17 protein-coding genes and 2 pseudogenes are annotated in these 18,518 nt (G+C 63.5%); 7 read left to right on the top strand and 12 right to left on the bottom strand.

Translation table 11 applies throughout. The features are described from left to right. The first annotated feature begins 72 nt into the window (after window positions 1-72). Window positions 73-729 (top strand): hypothetical protein, encoded by a 657-nt coding sequence (locus ACGHX3_RS15960; protein WP_213604513.1) that lies wholly within the window; start codon window positions 73-75, stop codon window positions 727-729. A gap of 96 nt (window positions 730-825) precedes the next feature. Here ACGHX3_RS15960 and ACGHX3_RS15965 read toward each other — a convergent pair whose 3' ends face one another. The 5 genes and pseudogenes from ACGHX3_RS15965 to ACGHX3_RS15985 form a co-directional block, all read right to left on the bottom strand. Then, the gene (locus tag ACGHX3_RS15965; protein WP_162336763.1) at window positions 826-2,115 is read right to left on the bottom strand and encodes a citrate synthase; all 1,290 of its coding nucleotides are present in this window, start codon (window positions 2,113-2,115) and stop codon (window positions 826-828) included. A 260-nt stretch (window positions 2,116-2,375) separates the two neighbouring features. Then, window positions 2,376-2,618 carry a type B 50S ribosomal protein L31 gene (locus ACGHX3_RS15970; RefSeq protein ID WP_162336762.1) on the bottom strand — a complete coding sequence of 81 codons (243 nt, stop codon included), beginning with the start codon at window positions 2,616-2,618 and terminating at the stop codon, window positions 2,376-2,378. 74 nt (window positions 2,619-2,692) lie between these two features. Further along, on the bottom strand, window positions 2,693-3,631 hold the full coding sequence (locus ACGHX3_RS15975; RefSeq protein WP_213604512.1) for a nucleoside hydrolase: 939 nt from the start codon (window positions 3,629-3,631) through the stop codon (window positions 2,693-2,695). Between the two features lie 84 nt (window positions 3,632-3,715). Continuing rightward, a pseudogene (locus ACGHX3_RS15980) lies at window positions 3,716-4,906 on the bottom strand (ATP-dependent DNA helicase RecG); the annotation flags it as partial. A 65-nt stretch (window positions 4,907-4,971) separates the two neighbouring features. Continuing rightward, window positions 4,972-5,202: a helix-turn-helix domain-containing protein gene (locus ACGHX3_RS15985; RefSeq protein ID WP_056877930.1), complete on the bottom strand. Its 231-nt coding sequence runs from the start codon at window positions 5,200-5,202 to the stop codon at window positions 4,972-4,974. An 84-nt stretch (window positions 5,203-5,286) separates the two neighbouring features. Here ACGHX3_RS15985 and ACGHX3_RS15990 point away from each other — a divergent pair, with 84 nt between their 5' ends. Continuing rightward, entirely contained in the window at window positions 5,287-5,613 is a 327-nt protein-coding gene (locus tag ACGHX3_RS15990; RefSeq protein WP_162108761.1) for a hypothetical protein, read from the top strand. 49 nt (window positions 5,614-5,662) lie between these two features. Then, window positions 5,663-5,833: a BPSL0761 family protein gene (locus ACGHX3_RS15995; protein WP_394697312.1), complete on the top strand. Its 171-nt coding sequence runs from the start codon at window positions 5,663-5,665 to the stop codon at window positions 5,831-5,833. On the opposite strand, the pseudogene ACGHX3_RS16000 reads toward ACGHX3_RS15995, so the two are convergent. From ACGHX3_RS16000 to ACGHX3_RS16020, 5 genes and pseudogenes are all read right to left on the bottom strand, one after another. Next, window positions 5,830-6,932 (bottom strand): annotated as a pseudogene (locus ACGHX3_RS16000) (IS3 family transposase). The gene ACGHX3_RS15995 and the pseudogene ACGHX3_RS16000 overlap by 4 nt on opposite strands. Before the next feature lie 291 nt (window positions 6,933-7,223). Further along, a complete protein-coding gene (locus tag ACGHX3_RS16005; protein ID WP_162108757.1) occupies window positions 7,224-7,802 on the bottom strand; it encodes a cytochrome b in 579 nt (192 codons plus the stop codon). Beyond that, window positions 7,799-8,374 carry a manganese efflux pump MntP family protein gene (locus tag ACGHX3_RS16010; protein WP_162108756.1) on the bottom strand — a complete coding sequence of 192 codons (576 nt, stop codon included), beginning with the start codon at window positions 8,372-8,374 and terminating at the stop codon, window positions 7,799-7,801. The genes ACGHX3_RS16005 and ACGHX3_RS16010 overlap by 4 nt, the downstream gene beginning before the upstream one ends. 329 nt (window positions 8,375-8,703) lie before the next feature. Beyond that, a complete protein-coding gene (locus tag ACGHX3_RS16015) occupies window positions 8,704-9,540 on the bottom strand; it encodes a hypothetical protein (protein WP_213605387.1) in 837 nt (278 codons plus the stop codon). A 296-nt stretch (window positions 9,541-9,836) separates the two neighbouring features. Then, entirely contained in the window at window positions 9,837-11,624 is a 1,788-nt protein-coding gene (locus ACGHX3_RS16020; protein ID WP_162108754.1) for a reverse transcriptase family protein, read from the bottom strand. A 238-nt stretch (window positions 11,625-11,862) separates the two neighbouring features. On the opposite strand from ACGHX3_RS16020, the gene ACGHX3_RS16025 reads away from it, so the two are divergent. Further along, the gene (locus ACGHX3_RS16025) at window positions 11,863-12,489 is read left to right on the top strand and encodes a thioredoxin domain-containing protein (RefSeq protein ID WP_056881651.1); all 627 of its coding nucleotides are present in this window, start codon (window positions 11,863-11,865) and stop codon (window positions 12,487-12,489) included. A gap of 105 nt (window positions 12,490-12,594) precedes the next feature. Here ACGHX3_RS16025 and ACGHX3_RS16030 read toward each other — a convergent pair whose 3' ends face one another. Both ACGHX3_RS16030 and ACGHX3_RS16035 read right to left on the bottom strand, forming a co-directional pair. Next, window positions 12,595-15,087 carry a heavy metal translocating P-type ATPase gene (locus ACGHX3_RS16030; RefSeq protein ID WP_056881652.1) on the bottom strand — a complete coding sequence of 831 codons (2,493 nt, stop codon included), beginning with the start codon at window positions 15,085-15,087 and terminating at the stop codon, window positions 12,595-12,597. Window positions 15,088-15,224: 137 nt separating this feature from the next. Next, window positions 15,225-15,587, bottom strand: a complete 363-nt coding sequence (locus ACGHX3_RS16035) for a hypothetical protein (protein WP_056881653.1) — start codon at window positions 15,585-15,587, stop codon at window positions 15,225-15,227. A gap of 152 nt (window positions 15,588-15,739) precedes the next feature. Between ACGHX3_RS16035 and ACGHX3_RS16040 the strand changes: the two genes are divergently transcribed. The 3 genes from ACGHX3_RS16040 to ACGHX3_RS16050 are packed head-to-tail and all read left to right on the top strand — an operon-like array spanning window position 15,740 to window position 18,515. Continuing rightward, a complete protein-coding gene (locus tag ACGHX3_RS16040) occupies window positions 15,740-16,144 on the top strand; it encodes a hypothetical protein (protein WP_056881654.1) in 405 nt (134 codons plus the stop codon). 54 nt (window positions 16,145-16,198) lie between these two features. Then, a complete protein-coding gene (locus tag ACGHX3_RS16045; RefSeq protein WP_162108752.1) occupies window positions 16,199-17,467 on the top strand; it encodes a TolC family protein in 1,269 nt (422 codons plus the stop codon). A 10-nt stretch (window positions 17,468-17,477) separates the two neighbouring features. Next, window positions 17,478-18,515, top strand: a complete 1,038-nt coding sequence (locus tag ACGHX3_RS16050; protein ID WP_162108751.1) for an efflux RND transporter periplasmic adaptor subunit — start codon at window positions 17,478-17,480, stop codon at window positions 18,513-18,515. Window positions 18,516-18,518 lie beyond the last annotated feature (3 nt).

An 18,518-nucleotide genomic window follows, 5' to 3' on the forward strand; every position in this document is an offset into this window, starting at 1 on the left:
GTACCCGCACCGTCATGGACACGTCGGGGACATGGTGTACATTCGCGGTCAGTTTCGACGCGGAGGCCTGCCATGCACCACGCCCGCCAGCATGCCGAAACGCGCACCCGCGAACGGCGCCAACGATTGGCGCACGAAGCCGCCCGGCTGATGGCCGAGGGCGGCATGCGCGACTTCCACCAGGCCAAACTCAAGGCCGCCAGCCGGCTGGGCATCCACGACGATGCCTCCCTGCCCCGCAACCGCGAGATCGAGGAGGCCCTGCGCGAGTACCAGCGCCTGTTCGCCGGCAAGGCGCACGCCACTGGCCTGAGGCAGCGGCGCGAGGCCGCGCTGCGCGCCATGGAATTCCTGTCCGGCTTCTCACCACGCCTGGTGGGCCCGGTGCTCGAGGGCACGGCCGACGCCAACACGCCCGTCCACCTGCATGTCCACAGTGACGACCCTGACGCGGTGACGCGCTGGCTGGAAGACCATCGCATTCCCGCCGATGCCCGCGATCGCCGGCTGCGCATGGACCGCGAGCGGGTGGCCGATGTGCCGGTCTGGGTATTCAGTGCCGAGGAGCTGAGCTTCGACCTGACCGTGCTGCCGCACGACGCGCTACGACAGGCACCGCTTTCGGGCATCAACGAGAAGCCCATGAAGCGCGCCTCTGCCGCGCAACTTCGCCAGTTGCTCGCCGAGGAAGACATCGCCGGCTACGAACGGGATGCGGCGCGCCGGTGAGCCGACCTGCCCTTCTCGCGCCGCGCCGCCGGCTGGCCGAAGGCACCCAAGAAAAAGGCCCCGCGAGGGGCCTTTTTCATCATACCGCCGACGCGTTCAGCGCTTGCCGGTCGGCACGTAGTCGCGCGGCGCGTAGCCGGTGTAGATCTGGCGCGGGCGGCCGATCTTGGCTTCAGGGTCGACCTGCTGTTCCAGCCAGTGCGAGACCCAGCCGGCGGTGCGGCCGATGGCGAACATGACCGTGAACATCTCGGTCGGGATCTTCAGCGCCTTGTAGATGATGCCGCTGTAGAAATCGACGTTCGGGTAGAGCTTGCGCTGGATGAAGTACTCGTCCTTCAGCGCGGCCTCTTCCAGACGCATCGCCACTTCCAGCAGCGGATCGTCGACGCCCAGCTCGCCGAGCACCTTGTGGGTCATCTCGCGGATGATCTTGGCGCGCGGATCGAAGTTCTTGTAGACGCGGTGACCGAAGCCCATCAGGCGGAAGCCCGATTCCTTGTCCTTGGCCTTGGCGACGGCCGACGCGACGTTCTTCGCATCGCCGATCTCTTCCAGCATTTTCAGCACGGCCTCGTTGGCGCCGCCATGGGCGGGACCCCACAGGGCGGTGATGCCGGCGGCGACCGAGGCGTACGGGTTGGCGCCCGTTGAACCCACCAGACGCACCGTCGAGGTCGACGCGTTCTGCTCGTGGTCGGCGTGCAGGATGAACAGCAGGTCCAGCGCCTTGGCGACCACCGGGTTCAGTTCCAGCGGCTCGCTCGGCACCTCGAACATCATGTGCAGGAAGCGGTCGACGTAATCGAGGTTGTTGCGCGGATAGCGGATCGGCCAGCCGATCGAATAGCGGTACGCGGCGGCGGCCAGGGTCGGCATCTTCGCCAGCAGGCGGATGGCGGCCAGGCGGCGCTGCTCGGGGTCTTCCAGGTCCAGCGTGTCGTGGTAGAACGCCGACAGCGAGGCGACCGTGCCGGCCAGCATGGCCATCGGGTGCGCGTCGTAGTGGAAGCCGTGCAGGAAGTTCTTCAGCGACTCATGCATCATCGTGTGATGCGTGACTTCGTGTTCGAACCTGGCGAATTCGTCCGGGGTCGGCAGTTCGCCGTTCATCAGCAGGTACGAGACTTCCAGGAAGTTCGAGTGCTGGGCGAGCTGTTCGATCGGGTAGCCGCGATACAGCAGGACGCCGTTGTCGCCATCGATGTACGTGATGGCCGACTTGCAGCTGGCCGTGGCGGTGAAACCGGAGTCGTAGGTGAAAAGACCCGTTTCCTTGGTCAGCTTGGAAATGTCGACGCAGTCGTTGCCAAGCGTGGGTTTCAGGACTGGCAGGACGACGGATTTGTCGCCGGCATTCAGCGTGACCTGGTCAAGTTCGGACACAGTGTGCGCTCCTTCGTGGGGTAACGCCGTCCGGGGTCCGGTCGGCGCGTGACGGGAGTCCAGGGAGTGAACCTTGGATGACCCGAATTATCGCACACGGCATTTGGAGCCGTCGCTCGATACCGCACCAACGTCAGACCAAAGACTAAGGTCGCAGGCGCAACCGTCCGTTTCGCAGAAGCACGCGATCCGGTTCGCGCAAACGCGAACGGCCGCGCACAAGGCGCGGCCGCAGGCGGATCAGGCGAACGACGGTTCGATCAGCGCGCGTAGCGCTTCTGGAACTTGTCGATGCGGCCGCTGGTGTCGATGACCTTGTGCTTGCCCGTGTAGAACGGGTGCGAGGCCGAGGAGATTTCGACCTTGATCAGCGGGTACTCGTTGCCGTCTTCCCACTTCGTCGTTTCCTTGCTGCCCAGCGTGGAGCGCGTCAGGAACTTGAAATCGGAGGTCACGTCGTGGAAGACGACTTCGCGGTAATTCGGGTGGATGTCGGCCTTCATGGCGGTAACACCGTGTAGCGGGAATGGAAGAGCGGCATTGTAGACCGCCCTGCCCGTCCCGCGCAACCCGCCCCTCAGCCCGCCGCCAGCGCCGCCTCGATCAGGGCCTCGAACCGGGCCTGGTCGTAGCGCAGCAGGATATTGGCCTTGTCCGGCCCACCTCCTTCCCGGCGCCAGTCCACGATAGAGGCGCCCCGGGCGTGGGCGCCCTGCAGTTCGACGGCAAGGGGGCGTTCGGCCAGCTCCAGCGCGCCCTCCGGCGCCAGCACGAAGGCCATGGCCAGGGCATCGGCGGCGAACCAGTGGTCGCCGCGGCGGTCGGCGGACCACGACCGGGTCTTTTCGGAAATTCGGTCGTAGAAGCGGGCACGGTCGGAATCGGCGCGCAACCAAGTGGCCACGCGCTCGTGGTGCAGGCCGTGGGCGATGGTGGCCTCCCAGTCGGCCAGGTCGTAGCGCTCGAAGGCCTCGAGCACCAGATGCGCCGCTTCGGGATCGAAGTAGAAATTGAATTCCGCGGCCGGCGTGATGTTGCCGTGGCAGGTCACCGCACCGCCCATCACCACCAGGCGCGCGATCCGCTGTGGCAGCGTCGGGTCCAGCTTGAGCGCCAGCGCCACGTTGGTCAGCGGCCCCAGCGCGACCAGCACCAGCCGGCCGGCATGCTCATGCGACAGACGCAGGATCGCCAGCGCCGCATGTTCGGCCTCCGCCTGGCGCGCCGCCGGCGGGAAGCCGACATCGCCGAAACCGTCCTGGCCGTGCACGTAGCCCGCGTCCGGTGACGGATGCAGCAACGGCGCCGGCGCGCCGGCGAATACGGGAATGTCGTCGCGGCCCGCCACCTCGCACAGCTTCAGCGCGTTGCGCACGGTGTGCTGCAGGCCCACGTTGCCGGCCGCGATGGTCAGGCCGACGATCTCGTGGTGCGGATCGTTGAACGCCATCAGCAGCGCCAGCGCGTCGTCGACACCGGGATCGGTGTCGATCAGCAGGGGAATCCTGTCCGTCATCTTCTTCTCTTCGTCTTCTCGGCCGCCGAGTCTCGCACCGCCGGCGGCCCCATGGAAGCACGGGACGCTCAAGCGCAGACCGCGTTACGCAGACGCGTATCTCGCTGCACCGCCCACCCACCGACGGATCACGCGATCCGCCGCTGCGGGATCGTCGGCGAGCAACCGCTCCGCCAATGCGTGCACCTGCGGCAACAGACCGGCATCACGCGCAAGGTCCGCAACACGGAACGCCGCCAGGCCGGTCTGCCGCGTACCGAGCAGTTCGCCGGGACCACGCAGTTCCAGGTCCTTTTCGGCGATGACGAAGCCGTCATTGGTCTGTCGCATCGTCGCCAGGCGATGCTTGGCCATCATCGACAGCGGCGGCTGATACATCAGTACGCAGGTCGATGCGGTCGCACCACGACCGACCCGCCCGCGCAACTGGTGCAGCTGCGCAAGGCCAAGCCGTTCCGCGTTTTCGATGATCATCAGCGAGGCATTCGGCACGTCCACGCCGACCTCGATCACCGTGGTCGCCACCAGCAGGTCGACCTCGCCTTCCTTGAAGCGACGCATGGTGGCCTGCTTGTCGGCCGCCTTCATCCGTCCGTGCACCAGCGCGACGCGGGCATCGGGCAACGAGGCGGACAGGGCCTCGAACGTGGTCTGCGCGGCCTGCGCCACGACCTCGTCGCTGTCGTCGATCAGCGTACAGACCCAGTACGCCTGTCGGCCTTCTGCGCAGGCGGTGCGGATGCGCTCGACCAGCTCAGGCCGTCGCTCGGCGCTCAGCGCAACCGTCTGCACAGGGGTACGTCCCGGTGGCAGTTCGTCGATGGCGGAAACATCCAGGTCCGCATACGCCGCCATGGCCAGCGTGCGCGGGATCGGCGTCGCCGTCATGACAAGCTGGTGGGGGACGCGGTTCCTGCCCGCTCCCTTGTCGCGCAACGCCAGGCGCTGGTGCACGCCGAACCGGTGCTGTTCATCGACGATGGCCAGGCCAAGATCGTGGAAGGTCACCGCCTCCTGCATCAGCGCATGCGTGCCGACCACCACCTGCGCCTCGCCCGAGGCCACCTGCGCGAGCACGGTGGCGCGCGCCTTGCCGGTGACCTTGCCTGCCAACCACGCGACGCGCACGCCAAGCGGTTCCAGCCAGGCGCGCAGATTGGCCAGGTGCTGCTCGGCCAGCAGTTCGGTCGGTGCCGCCAGCGCCACCTGCTTGCCGGCCTCCACCGCCAGCATGCCCGCCAGCGCGGCGACCACGGTCTTGCCGCTGCTTATGTTAGCAAGCCCATATCAAGGAAATCGTTCAGACTAGCGGCGCCGGTCCCGACAGGGCAGGTAGCCCACTATTCACTAGCCTCGATTTGCTCGAACAACTGGCTCAGTGGGAGCCCGAGCGCCGTTGAGATCCTGACGATCGTTGAAAGCCGGCAATCCTTGAGCCCTTGCTCGATATGGCCCAGTTGGGTGCGATGCATACCCAATTCATCGGCCAAGGCTTCCTGAGAATAGCCCAAACGCATCCTTGCAGCCTTCACTGCCCTGCCCAGCCTGACCTGAATTCCCGCGCCTGCCATGGCGCGAAGGGTCCGACTCGTAGCATTTTCGGTCTACAGTATTTACGGTAGCATTCTGGGAGCAACGATATCCAGGTGAACCAAATGAACCTGTTCCTTGTCGCGCCGGATCTGGACCTCACTCTAGAGCTCTCCATAGCACCCGACTCTCTCGACGCGGTGTCCCGCTACTTGTCGGCAGTGAAAGACGGCTGGGAACACGAGAACTTCTGCAAGCGCCTTGCGGAGGAGATAAGTCGAGGACTTCCGGAAGTGATCGATTGGAAGTTCAAGCCACCTACCAAAGCCCAGCAAGCTTTCGCTCGAACACTATGCCGCCAGTTGGGAATTTCACTACCCACTGATGCCGCCACGATGCGTGGAGAGATGCATAGATTCATCGAGTTCAACTCGCAGCGGCTTCGCGACTGACTCAACGCTAGGTGCTGCGAATAGGAGAGCGGAGCGCTCAGCTATGACTATGCCAGTGGAACGCACAAGAAACCTCATCCAAGCCGGTGCATTCCTTCGGGATCTTTCCGCCAACCAACATGTACCCAGAGAGATTCGAACAGAAGCATATAGATTGCTCCGTCACTTTCCTTCAGTGTCGGACCGACGTCCCCCCGCTTTCAGTAGCGGGGCCATTTAGAGTCCGGGGTTAGGGTAGCCGATCTTGGCCATCCGTTTGGCGTAGGCGGCGGGCGTCAGCCCGCCCAGTGCTTTCTTCGGTCTCTCCTCGTTGTATTCCCGGCGCCAGGTCTCGATTACGGTGCGAGCGTGAAGGACGTTTTGGAACCAGTGCTCGTTCAAGCATTCGTCGCGCAGCCTTCCGTTGAAGCTCTCGATGTAAGCGTTCTGGTTCGGCTTGCCCGGCTCGATCAGCCGCAGCACGACACCTCGCTCATGTCCCCACTTCACCATGGCCTTGCTGCAGAACTCTTTGCCATTGTCCGAGCGGATCACCAGAGGCAGGCCGCGGCGTAGCGCGAGGCGGTCCAGAACGCGAGCCACCCCATTACCCGAGATCGCCCGCTCCACTTCGACGGCCACCGCCTCGTGGGTCGCATCGTCGACGATGGTCAGACACTTCAGCACGCGCCCCTCGCCAGTGCGGTCGAATACGAAGTCCATCGACCACACCTGGTTGGCCGAGGTCGGCCGGAACAGCGGCTGCCGATCACCAACCGGCACCTTCTTGCGCTTGCGGCGCCGCACCTGCAGCTTGGCTTCCTGGTACAGCCGTTCAACGCGCTTGTAGTTAACCGGCCAGCCTGCCTGCCGAAGTTTGAGGTGGATCATCCCGACGCCGTATCTTTTGTGCCGGATGGCCAGCGCATGGATCTGTTCGCGCAGCTCGACGTTCCGGTCGGGCCGGGCTTGGTAGCGGAACGCACTGGCGCTCATCCGAGCCACCCCCAAGGCCCGCCGCTCGCTGAGACCGCGATCGATCATCTCCCGCACTAGTGCCCTACGCACCGGTGCGGTCACGGCTTTTTTCGCAGCACGTCCTTGATGACGTCGTTCTCGAACATCTGCTCGGCAAGCAGCTTCTTCAGCCGGGTGTTCTCCGCCTCCAGCTCCTTGAGCCGCTTGGCATCGGACACGCTCATGCCGCCGAACTTGCTGCGCCACAGGTAGTACGAGGCTTCGCTGAAGCCATGTCGGCGGCATAAGTCCTTGACCGCCATGCCGGCGTCGGCTTCACGCAGGAAGCCGATGATCTGTTCTTCGGAAAAGCGTTTCTTCACGTCCAATCTCCTGGTCAGGTGGGATTGGACTCCAATTCGCCGTGCTACTCAAAACCGGGGGGACGTCGCCCAACAGTTGAGCTCTGGGTCGGTTTACGTCAGCAACTCACAGCCTACCGAACGTTGGATTAGTCACTTCGTGCTGCGCGATCTTAGGGCCAGTCTGGTCGTACTAACAAGCCTAGCTGCAACCGAAGAGGTCAACAGCTACGGAGATGGATGATGTCCACTCTGGATTGGAAGCGAACATTGACGAGACCGGAATACTGTTGCGGTGAGTGAAGGCTGCGCTCAGCTCCTGCCTGTCATCCGCTGCATGACGTTGTCCCTGCCTGCAAGCAGATGGAACAGCGCCGCCAGGATGTGCAGCCCGATGACCCAGTAGAAGGCCTCGCCGATCCAGACGTGGGCCGATTCGAGGAAGGCGGCCAAGGCTTCGTGCGGTCCGAAGAACGACGGGATGACACGCTCGGTGAAAGGCAGTCCGATGCCCTTCCCTTCTGCGAGCCGCGCCACGATGCCGGTCAACGGTTGCACGATCAGGAACGCGTACAGCAGCACGTGGGTCGTCTTCGACAGCAGCGCAGACCACGCGGACGGCGGCGGCACGATCGGCGGCAACGGCGCCTTCATGCGATGGACCAACCGGGGAAGCGTGAGCATCAGGATGACCATGCCGACCAGGAAGTGGGACTCGACGGCCAGGATGCGCTCGTCCGAGCCGCGTTCGAACAGCTTCCTTGCATTGATGCTGGCGTAGGCGATGACCACCAGCGCGAACGTCGTCCAGTGCAGCCGACGGGCGAGGCGCGAGTAGTATGTCGGTGCAGCGGTGATAACGATGGCGTCGCGTGTGGATTCGGTACTCATGGCGCGACTCCGGCGGACAAGTGCTCGTAGAGGATGGTGGCGCCCACCGCGATCAGTACCAGGCCGCCCAGCGCTTCGGCCCACTTGCCGATCAGCGTGCTGAGAACGCGACCGGCCATGATCCCGATGGTGACGAGCGCAAACGTACACAAGCCAATGACCGTGCTGACTACCAGGATGTTCACCTGCACGAAGGCCAGGCCCACGCCGACCGCCATCGCATCGATGCTGGTCGCCAGGCCAGTAAGCGCGATGCTCCACATCGAGCCGGAGGGCGCCGCGTCTTCTTTCTCGTCCTTGGCGAAGAAGGCCTTGTAGAGCATGTGCAGGCCCAGCGCGAACAGCAACGCGAAGGCGACCCAGTGATCCCATTGCTCGATGAATTTCGCCGCCGCCGAGCCCAGCAGCCAGCCGATCATCGGCGTGATGGCTTCGACGACGCCGAAGATGAGGCCGATGCGCAGCGCTTGCGGCCAGGTCGGCTTGACCATGCCGGCGCCTTTGGCCAACGCAGCAGCGAATGCATCGGTGGACATGGCCAGACCGAGCAGAAGGATGGAAACGGGATTCATGGGGGACGAGCACCTGCGGTCGGGACTTTGCGGACGAACGAACATCGCCGCGCCCGACCGGGGTCACGTCGATATCCGTTGGTCTCGCCACCCAATCGGTCCGCGCGCCATGGCCTAGTGAAGCCAATCATGTTGACGTGCGGGCTCCCACGGTCCGTGGTAGCTGGCTACTCCCCAAGGGAATGATCGTTCCTCATGGAGGAAGATCGGGGCGCAGGATATCGAGCCTGCTGCGCTGCCGCAAGCCCGGGGCCGAGCGCTGGGGGCGACCAACGACGCTCGGAAGGCAAATTACAGGACTGAGCTGACCGGAGCCCCGGCCTGAATACTCAGGCTAGACGCCGATCCGCTGATAGAGCCAGATTCTGAAAGAACCTCAAGTTCCCAAAAGTTCTTCCATTGTTTCTTCCATATGAAAGATTCCCCTTTGAGATTTTAAAGTCGTTAATTCTTGTCAGAACGATGTAGTAGACATTAGGGCTACTTGTTCGCGGTTTATGAACAAAGTTCGTAATCTGCGCGTCAACTTCGTAGAGCGCAGCCTTCTTCCCAACATTTGACTCAAATGATTTGGTTCGCTCTTTGCCAAGATCCGAAATGACGAGGCGTTGTTCGCCTGGCGTTATCAAGGGCGACAGCCAAGCTCTCTCCGTTCTAGAGCCGCCAGAGTTCCGCTTGTAGACGAGGTATTGGCTGGGGCTGTCTTGATAGGCATGAAGAAGGTATCTACCGGAAGATGAGTCTGCGCCAGGCGGTGCATCCTGCACCAACATACATAGCCTGAGAACATCCTTTAAGAGCAAGTAAGTTGAGTGAAGCGGCGGTATGTTCGGCTGACCGCTATTTGATAGCCTGAAAAACTTCGCCTCTAGCCAATTGTCTTGGTAGAAGCCATACGACGCAAAGTTCTCATTGAAAATGTTCAACGATGAAAGATTGATGTGAACATCTGCGTGCTTTGATGTGCCGTGATAAAGAACCTCGCTTCGCAGCAGAGATATGGGGTTCTGCACATTGCGGGAGTTCAGTTCTTGAAGAATTGCAAGAGAAAAAGCATTGGCTATAGTCGCCTCGAACTGGTATTCAGAAAATGGAGTTCCCGTTAGAAACTCCGGCATAGCCATGAATGCTTGCTCAAATATCAATGCACTCTCCAGTCTGGCCAAACTACCCGCTCCCGGCTTACCCAAACACATATGTTGGGCGCCCCTCGACACAAATTGATCTTAGGGCTGTGCGATGCGACTAACAAGCCGCGCAATCCCTAGTTTCGCGAACGAGCAAGAATGCAGTTGGGGTCCCCCTCCGGGCTGGACGCGGCGACTGCAGTAAGCGTTACCAGGCCAACTAGGCCCCACAGATGGACCAGTCGGCACCATCGGGAATGGCCATGGCAACCCGGCCGACGGCTTGCTTCTTGGCTCGGTCAATGGGCAAAAATGGAATACTTCAAACGCCGTTCTCACCAACGCTTGAAGGGCGACCGATGGTGATAGATCTTGTTGGCATGTCGGTCGAAGATGACTGAGTAATGGTTACGCAGTCTTTCGAAAAGGGTGACCGCTAGTGAGCCCTCCTTTCCGTCTTTGCGAGAAACCGCATAGCGATGCAGTGCGCCCAATACGGTATCGGGTACACAGCAGCAGGGCGTCGCTCCCTTGGACACGATGTTGACCTCTGGTGCCTGTAACGGTCGACGCTGGTTCTTGGCTTCCAGCTCGGTGTAGGCGCGGGTCACCGCCTCCTGTACGTCCGCCCTCGAAACCTTTGAACGGTTCTCCTCAACATGTATCGCGATCTCTGCGTCATCAGCAATCTTCAGGGCCGTCTCGAGAATCTCGCAAAGCAGGTCGGTGTAGGTCTTGGCGTACTCGCTCGGGCTAGTCAGCGGCGCCAGGGCGACCATGACCCTGACAGGTGAGGCGGCGATAAGCTTGACCACGGCCTCACGCTGGGACCATGTCGCATCACTCCAATGCAACCCCTTCTGGATGATAGACAGCGGATCGGCTGTCCCGAACGCATCTCCGGCCTCTTCGGCGAACAGCGTCCGTAGTTCTGTATCCAACCGGCCAGGCTCCAGAACGTCGGCAAGGCAGAGCGCGAGAAGCCGTGTGCCATCCGGATGGACGATCTCGGCCTCATCAACGAACCACGAAGCAGGTCGCAGCTGGATGACGGGCCTAGGCTCAAATGATTTGGCGATGTCATTCTCGTCGCATACCTTCTGCCAGGCAGCGCGCAGTCGATGCGCCAGACGCGGTTCGATGCTGGATACATAGTTGACCGTGCCATCCAGACGATTGACGTTGTGCTGTTCGGTGCCCCCCTCGCCGCCCCGCGATAGATGCTCCAGGAAGCCGAACTTCTCGATGTAGTAGAGCTCCTGCCTGAGCTTGTGCTTCATCGCGCGCGGGGCGTGGGGCGCGGCCTTGTCGGCCACGCTCAGGCCGGTGACGTAGTGCTTCTGGCCGAGCTTTGAGGTGCGGAACTTGCTCTTGTTCAGTCGGAAGAAGTGACGCTTGAGTACCGTTTCGATGATCTCTCGTGTGGGCAGTTCGCCATCGCCGGACAACGTAATGTCATCGGCATAGCGTGTGTAGGTGAGCCCCCACTCCTTGGCCAACGCATTCAAATCGTGGTCCAGGGGTGTTGCCACCAGGTTGGCGATCATCGGGCTGGCGTTAAGTCCCAAAGGAAGCGTGCCTTCGATGGTCAGGAAGCGCCCCAAAGCGTTGGTCACTGCCGGCTGCAAGCCTGCCGCTTCCAGGGCGAGCTCGACGCGCGCCAACGTGATGGAGGGAAAGAAGTCCTGAATATCTGCGCTAAGTAGCCGCTTGGCACCCACGTGGCGTCTTGCGTTGTGTCGTGTGGATCGGCCTTTGACGTAGCCAAAGGCGGCCTCATGGGGAAACAGGGAGCCGGGCCGGGAGAGGTAACGCTCCAGTACCCGTGCGGCAGACTTGTGGGCATGCTTGATGACCGGGCTGTGCGCTTCCCACACGACGCGGTACTTGCTCAGATCAAAGCTATCGAGCGAGAGCGTGACGATCCCCCGAGCGTCCTCAACAGGCACCGAGGGCAATGCACGGACGGCCCGCTTGGGGATCAGATGCCGGCGATAGATGCGCTCAGGCTCGCTGTTGTCTGCGATGAACGTGAAGATCTGCGTCGCAACGCCCAGCGCTTTGGCCAGTTGCTCAACGTTGGCCGGTCGAGCCAACTGCGGGATGTAGTCATCAAGGCTCATAGCAGGGGTGGGCGCCGTGCTGGAGAAGCAAGTGATACCGCGATGGCGGACGCGACTCGCGCCCTGAACCACAGGCAGGGACGCCCACCCCTGACTCGATAATATCAGCCGGCGGGGCTCCCGCTAGCTGCATGCATTCGGCTTTGCCGGAAGAGGATCGCAACGGCACTCAGGGCCTGCGCGGCGGCGTTGATGCATCTGCGACAATGCGACTTCCTTGCCCTGGAGATGCCAGCTGATGTCGTTCAAATCCGTCCTGATCGCGCTTGGATTCAGTCTGCTCGTTGCGGTAGGCCCGGTGATGGCTCAAACCCCTACCCGCGCTGCCGCCTTGGCGCCTGCCGGCGCACCGGCTCTGGGACCGGTAACGGCGCCGGTCACGATCGTGGAGTTCTTCGACCCGGCCTGCGAGTCCTGCCGCGCGATGTATCCCCACGTGAAGCAACTGCTGGCCGCCCATCCCAAGGACGTGCGCCTGGTGATCCGCTACGTACCCTTCCATGGGCAGGTATCCAAGGAGGCGATTGGTGTGCTGGAAGCAGCCCGGGAACAGAAGAAGTTTGAGCCGGTGCTGGAGACCTTGATGCGAAACCAGCCTGTGTGGGCCAGCCATGGCGCGTCGGATCCGAAGAAGGTGTGGGAGTTCGCTCTCGCCGCGGGCCTGGACCGCGCACGCGCACAGCGCTATCTGGCGACCGGAGCCGTCGAGACCCTGATCAAACGCGAAGTGGCCGCCGTGGAAGCGGCCGACATTCGCGGCACGCCGACATTCTTCGTCAACGGCAAGCTGCTGTCCGAACTGGGTCCTCAGCAATTGAGCGCGCTCGTGGCAACCGAACTCCAGCGCACCCGTAAGAAGCCCTGATCTTGGCGCGGCCTGCCGAGGTATTCGGCAGGCCGTGACGACGTAGAGAAGGATCACGACGTGGTGCCGCCGCGACCGTGATGTCATCAGCTTGAGGCTGTGGCGTTATGACCTGTCCCTGTAGGCCAGCAGACGCAGCGCGTTGAAGACCACCAACAATGTGGAGCCTTCGTGCACGGCCACCGCCGGACCGATACCGAGACCGAAGATCGTGGCCGGCACGAGGAAGGCGACGATGCCGAGGCTGACGAAGACGTTCTGCCGGATGATGCCGCGCGTGTGACGACTCAAGCCCACGGCGAATGGCAGGTGCTTCAGGTCATCGGCCATCAACGCCACATCGGCCGTTTCCAGGGCAACGTCCGAGCCGGCCGCGCCCATGGCGATGCCGACGGTGGCGTTGGCCATCGCGGGCGCATCGTTGACGCCGTCGCCGACCATGGCGACCTTGTCCTGATCGCGCAGCTTGCGGATCGCCTCGACCTTGTCTTCGGGCATCAGGTCGCCCCACGCCTCATCCAGACCGACCTCCTTGGCCACGGCCTGGGCCACCTTCTGGTGATCGCCAGAGATCATGATCATGCGCTCGATGCCCATGGCCTTCAGGCGCACCAGCGCCTGCTTGGCCGCCTCGCGCGGCGTGTCCATCAAGCCGATCGCGCCGAGCTCCCGATCCCCCAACCGCACGACCATGGTCGTCCTGCCCTGCTCGCGTAACGCGGCGATGGCCGCCGCCGCGGCGGCGCCCAGGGCGGGAACTCCATCCGCGCCGAACATCTCGGCCTTGCCGATCCATACCGGCTGATCGCCCAGACGGGCTTTGACGCCGCGGCCGATCAGGTTTTCCAGATCCGAGGCTGTCGGCAACTTGCCCGCATCCAACCGGCTGCGACCATCACGCGCGATCGCGGCCGCCAGCGGATGATCACTCAGCGACTCCACCGCAACGGCTACCTGCAGCAGCTCGGTCTCCGAGGCGCCGTCCACCGGCACCACATCGATGATGCGCGGGCGCCCTTCGGTCAGGGTGCCGGTCTTGTCGAAGGCCATCGCCTTCAACGAACCCAGATCCTCTAGCGGCGCGCCGCCCTTGATCAGCACGCCCCCACGCGCCGCGCGGGCGATACCGGACAGGACCGCGCTCGGGGTGGCGATGGCCAACGCGCACGGACTGGCGGCCACCAGCACGGCCATGGCGCGATAGAAGCTGTCGCGGAACGGCTCATCCACCACCACCCAGGCAAACAGCAGTAGGAACGCCAGCACCAGTACCGCAGGTACGAAGATCCGCTCGAAGCGATCGGTGAAGCGCTGGGTGGCCGACTTGCGTGTCTCGGCCTCGCTCACCATCTTCACCACCCGCGCCAGCGCGGAATCCTCGGCGCGCTTGGTCACTTCCACTTCGATCGCGCCGGCCCCATTGATGGTGCCTGCGAAGACCCGACTGGCCGCATCGACGCTGTCGGGCCGGCTTCGTGCCAGCGCGGCATCCTCCACCGGCCGCTTGTCCACCGGGATGGACTCGCCGGTCACCGGTGCCTGGTTGATGCTGGAGTTGCCCTTCAGCAGGAACCCATCGGCCGGCAGACGCTCATTGGGACGCACCAGTACCCGATCACCAAGTTGCAGGTCGCCGACCGGAATCTCGGTGGTGGTCTCGCCGCGGATGACGATCGCCGTGTCGGGTGCGAGTTCGGCTAGCGCCTCGATGGCGCGCTTGGCGCGTCCCATCGCGTAGTGCTCCAACGCATGACCCAAGCTGAAAAGGAACAGCAGCAACGCACCTTCGGCCCAGGAGCCTAGCGCGGCGGCGCCGGCGGCGGCGACCAGCATCAAGGTGTCGATTTCAAAGCGCTTGAGCTTGAGGTTGTCGTAGGCCTCGAGCAGCGTGTAGGCACCGCCAAAGACGTACGCACCGATGTAGCAGGCCGTGGACAACCACCCCGGCAATGAGGCGGCGAACTTCTCGATCAGAAAGCCCGCCAGCAGCAATGCACCGCACGTCAGGGCGAAGATCAGCTCGGCGTTGGGGCCGAGCAAGCCGCCGGCGTGGTCGTGGTCGTGCTTCTCCCCCCCGTGCTCGCCCTCTTTGCCGTCATGCGTATGACCGGCGTGATCCTCATGCTGGGACGGCTTGCCCGTCGCCACGCGTGCAACGCCCATGCGCTTCAAGGAGGCTTCCAGTCCGCCCTCGTCGATCTTTTCGCGCTCGAACTCCAGGTACACCGTACCGGCCGAGCTAGCGCGAGCTTCCAGTACGCCAAACACCGAGCTCATCTGTTCGGCCACGTTGCGGGCGCGTCGCTCATGCCCGATGCCGGTGACCGTCCAGGTCACGTGACCGAAGCTTTCCGTGACGCGTGCACCCGCGGCCTGGGCCAGCTCGCGAATGCGAGCCAGCGACATCACCTGCGGATCGAAGTGCACGCACAGTTGGCCCGGCCCCTCCCCCTCGGCAGGTCGAATGTGGACGCGGTCAACGCCGGGCCGCGCGAGCAGTTCGCTCTGCAGGCGCTCGATGCACGCATCGGCGGCATCCCGCACGTGGGGAAGCACAACGGGAATGTCCAGGCGCAACTTGCCAGGGGAGGTATCCATATCGATCTCGTCAGTGCTGCGCAGATGAACCTGAGTGTCCACAGCGCAGGTGAGTGCCACGCGACAGCACGGTCGTTGCGACCGGCGCACGCGATCCCAAAGTAGGGGCTACGCCAAGGCGGCGTGCGCCCGCGCGATCACGCGATGGGTGGGCGTAAGGGGTGCGTAGAGCGCTGGGCCAGCGCCAGGACCGCAGCGATGGGCGTATAGGCCTGACCGGGGATGAGCGGCCCAGGTGCCGGGAAGTCCGGCAGAATCACCGCGTGTGCGCATACGTCCGAATGATGGAACAGGCTGTGTGCGCCTTTGGCGTCTTCACCGGGCACATCGCCGCTGGCGTCGTGCGCGTGCTGAGTGGCGCTGAGATGAGTGGTTTGGTGCTCAAGGCCATGCAACTGCCCGAGCTGGGTCAAGACCGGATGGGCCTGCACTGCCACCGCGACCAGCCACAACACGCCCAAGGCGAGCCAGGTTTTGGCGTTGGCGGTCAGGATGCGCACTCGGTGGCCCCGGCTTGCACGAATGACCCGACGATACCGAACACCCTCGCGTCCGCCAAGCGCTGTTACACCGTAACGCCTTAACAAGAAGCGCTGTTTTCTGAATTACGTGATTGTCTAACGCGCAATGGGCTGACTACCATACCCCCACTATGAAACGCGCCCTGCGCCAACTCAGCCGTCTCCTGCGCCTCCCGGCGCTGGCACTGCTGTTGTTCGCGGTGGTGGCCAATCCGGTGCTGGCGGCCGTGGGCGATATCCACGAGTCGGCCCAGGCCGTGGCCGATCATGCCGATCCGGAGCACTGCGATGTCAGCGATGACGCCACCAGCGCGGTGGTTGATCAGGATGCCGGCGATCAGGACGAGGGTTCGGCCGGCGATCTGCTGCACGCGCTGGTCCATGGCGCCCATGCGTGCGGCCACCCGGTGGCTATTCCCTCGCCCGCCCTTGTGGTCGATCCGCTCGCTCCTCAGGCGATCGCGCCTGTGCACGAGATCCAGCCGCTGGATTCCCTGCAGCCGCTGTCCCTAACCCGTCCCCCGATTACGGCCTAACGCTGCACGCCGGCTTGCCGGTGCATCGTTCTTTCGCCTAATCGGAGATACCTCATGTGGTTGCGACTGGCAGCGTGCGCTGCCTTTTTGGTCGTGCCCGTTGCGTACGCGCAGACGGGGACGGCGCCCTCTTCTACCCTTTCGTTGGACGACGCCATTGCGCGCGTTGCCACGACACACCCTGACCTGCGCATCTTCGACGGACGTCGTCAGGTCCTGGATGCCAACTTGGCATCGGCGGCCCTCAAGCCCCCGATGACCCTCGGCGCAACCATCGAAAACACGCTCGGCACCGGCAACTATCGCGGTTTCAGCGAGGCCGAGCTCACGGTCACCCTGGCTGGGGTGATCGAGCGCGGCGGCAAGCTCAACGCCCGGCAAGCCCTGGCGCTGGCCAACATTGATACGTTGGCGCCGCAGCGTGAGATGGCAAGGCTGGACCTGCTGGCCGAGACGGCGCGGCGTTATCTGGCGGTCACCGCGGCGACCAAGCGCAAGAGCATCGCCGAGTTGGACATTGTTCAACGTAGGCGCGCTGTCGATGCAGCACGTACCCGCCTGACCGCAGGTGCGTCACCTGAGTCCGTCGTGCTCACCGCACAGGCGGCCTTGGCCACGGCCGAGCTGGATCGGGATCGTGCCATTGCCGATGAAGCGGCCACGCGCCAGAACCTGGCGGCCCTGTGGAATGAGCGCACGCCCAGCTTCACCGTGGCCGCGGGCAATCCTTTGGTGCTGCCGGAACTGCAGAGCTTCAATGCACTGAGTGACTACCTGCAGAACACGCCCGAGCTTGCTGAGTTGGCGGGCGTGGAGCGTGTGCGTGAGGCCCAGCTACGTCTGGCTCGTACGCAAGCTACGCCTGATCTGCAGTGGCAGGCCGGTGGACGCTACAACCGATCTACGAGTGATGTGGGGTTCATGGCCGGCATCAGCATTCCGCTGGGGTCGGCACGCCGTGCCGCACCGGGCATCCGGGCGGCTGAAGCCGAACTGGCCATGACGCCGATCGAACGCGAGTCCCTGCGTATCGATCTGTACTCCGCGCTCACCAACGCCTACGGCAATTACTCCACGGCACGGTTGGAAGTCGGTCGCCTGCGTACCGACGTGATCCCGCGCTTGGAGAAGGCTGAGAAGGCCGCCGAGTACGCGTGGAAAGCCGGTGCGATCAGCTATCTGGAGTGGTCGCAGCTGCAGGCGCAACGCGTGGAAGCCAGCGTGCGCCAGCTGCAAGTGGCCGTCGATGCACAAGCTGCCCTGATCGAGATCCAGCGCCTGACCGGGCAGCCGATCGTCGCCAGCGGCACCACCACTCCATAAGGATTTCCACATGAAGAACGTTGCAAAGATTGCAGCTCCGACGTTGCTGCTGGGCGCTGTCCTGATGCTGGCCGCTTGCGGTGGTTCCAAGGACGCCACGGAAGAGAAAACGGCGCCTGCCAAAGAGGCCAGCGCTGAGGGTGACGATCACGGCGCCGAAGGCGAAGCCGGGCACGAGGAAGGGGAAGCTGGCCACGGTGAGGAAGCCGGCGGTCATGAAGAAGAAGGTGCCGAGAAGACCACGATCCCGCAGGAAGAAGCTGACAAGAGTGGCGTGAAAGTGGCCAAAGTCAGTGAGGGTGCCATCAAGAACGAACTGGAAGTCCAAGGCGTGCTGACGCCGATGGAAGGCGGCGTGGCCCAGGTCGCTGCGCGCTACCCCGGCGTGGTGCGTACCCTGCGCGCCAATGTGGGCGATACCGTGCGTCAAGGCCAGGCGCTGGCCGTGGTGCACAGCAATCTGAGCCTCACCACCTACACCATCACCGCACCGATCAGCGGCGTCGTCCTCAGTCGACAAGGAAGTGTCGGTGGCGTAGCCGCCGAAGGCCAGCCGCTGTTTGAGATCGGCGATCTGTCCAAGGTGTGGGTCGACCTGCATGTGTTCGGGGCCGATGCGCAGTACCTGCGTCCGGGCGTGGCCGTCACGGTCAGTCGCCTGTACGACAACGTCAGCGCTACGACGACCATCGAACGCGTGCTGCCCAGCACGTCAACGGCGAGCCAGAGCCTGGTCGCCCGTGCCGCACTGCCCAACGAGGATGGCTTCTGGCGTCCAGGCACCGCGGTCAAGGCGCAAATCACGATGTCCACCAGCGATGCGGGCGTCGTGATTCCGCAGTCGGCCATCCAGAGCATGGACGGCAAGGACGTGGTGTTTGTGCGTGACGGCGATACCTACACGGCGCGGCCGGTGAAGCTGGGTGATCGTGACTCCACGCAAGTGGCCGTGCTGGAAGGCGTGAAGGCCGGCGAGGACATCGTGGTGACCCAGAGCTACCTGGTCAAGGCGGACATCGAAAAGTCCGGCGCGACACACGCGCACTAAAGG

The sequence above is a fragment of the Pseudoxanthomonas japonensis genome (assembly GCF_043632995.1).
GTDB lineage: Bacteria > Pseudomonadota > Gammaproteobacteria > Xanthomonadales > Xanthomonadaceae > Pseudoxanthomonas_A > Pseudoxanthomonas_A japonensis.